The following is a 1,320-nucleotide window of genomic DNA, read 5'->3' as shown; positions in this document are numbered from 1 at the left end:
CTGTCAATCCCCTCGCGCCGTGGAGAGCTTTCAAGCGGCCAACTCCACGGTGGGGTCGGCCTGGCGGTCTTGTTCGTAGTCGATTGGGCTCCGGTATCCGCACACGCTGTGTAGTCGACGGGCGTTGTAGAAGCCGGTGATCCAGGTGGCGATCTTTAGCCGCGCCTCGGTGCGGGTGGTGAAGGTGCGCCGGTGGACATACTCGACCTTGAGTACGCTGTTGAACGCCTCGCTGACGGCATTGTCGAAACACGAGCCGACACGGCCCATGGACTGGGTCACGCCGAGCCGGCGGCAGGCCCGCCGGAAGCACCGGGACTGGTATTCGCTGCCCCTGTCCGAGTGGAAGATCACGCCCCTGACGTCGCCGCCTCGGGTGGCCGCGGCCATATACAGGGAAGCGACGACCAGCTCCGCGTTGTGGCGCTCGCCCATCGCGTAGCCGAGCAGGCGGCGCGAGAACAGATCGATCACGGTGGCCAGGTACAGCTTGCCCTCGCTGGTAACGATCTCCGTCATGTCCCCGGCCCACACCTGGTCGGGAGCGGTGGCGCTGAAGTCGCGGCGCACAAAGTCCGCAAACGCGGGCCGGCTGCCCGGCCTGGTCAGCCCCCGGCGCCTTCGGATCTTGCGTCCGGCCAGGCCGAGTTCGGCCATGAGCTTGGCGACGGTGTTCACCGACACCCTCCAGCCCTGGCGCACGAGCGTGATCCAGACCTTCGGGGAACCATACGTGCCGCCCGACTCGTCGAAGATCTGCCGGATCGCGTCGGCCAGCTTCCCGCGCCGTGCCTCGCGAGCGGTGACGGGCTGGTTGCGCCACTTGTAGAACCAGGACTCGCTCACACCGAGCGCACGGCACGTCAGGGTGTGCGGAATGTCCTGCTCGGCCTTGCAGTCGCTGATCACCCCGGCCACCTGGGCCGGGTCGGCCGCAGCTACTTCACCCACAAGGCCATGCAGCGTTTGAAGACATCACGTTCCATCTCCAGCTCGCGTATCCGCTTGTTCTTCTCGCTCATTTCCCGCCGCAGCTGCTCAAGCTCGGCGCGCTCGGTGTCCCGCAGCCGGCCGCTCGAGGCAGCGGGCGCGGGCCGGTCGGAGGAGGCCGAGCCGTTGCGCCGCCACCGCGACACCCAGCTGTGCAGCGTCCCGGAGTGGACACCGAGCTCCCCGGCGACCTCCGGGATCGGCCTGCCCGTCTCGATCACAATGCGTACAGCACCCTCACGGAACTCAGGCGTGTACGTCCGTTGCTTGGACCCCATGAACCTCAACTTCCCCTGCATTCACGGACTCCACGCTACGAGGGGAGGGACA

The 1,320-nt window shown here is 67.1% G+C and carries 2 protein-coding genes; both read right to left on the bottom strand.

All coding sequences use genetic code 11. The features are described from left to right. Nucleotides 1–30: 30 nt before the first annotated feature. Nucleotides 31–951: an IS3 family transposase gene (locus ACWC94_RS42285; RefSeq protein WP_450803102.1), complete on the bottom strand. Its 921-nt coding sequence runs from the start codon at nucleotides 949–951 to the stop codon at nucleotides 31–33. After that, on the bottom strand, nucleotides 939–1,268 hold the full coding sequence (locus ACWC94_RS42280; protein ID WP_450803100.1) for a transposase: 330 nt from the start codon (nucleotides 1,266–1,268) through the stop codon (nucleotides 939–941). Before ACWC94_RS42280 ends, ACWC94_RS42285 begins: the two co-directional genes overlap by 13 nt. Nucleotides 1,269–1,320: the final 52 nt, after the last annotated feature.

This window comes from Streptomyces sp. NPDC001135 (genome assembly GCF_053598395.1).
The sequence above is the reverse complement of the archived record's forward strand: the minus strand, read 5'-3'. Positions and strand labels throughout refer to the sequence as shown.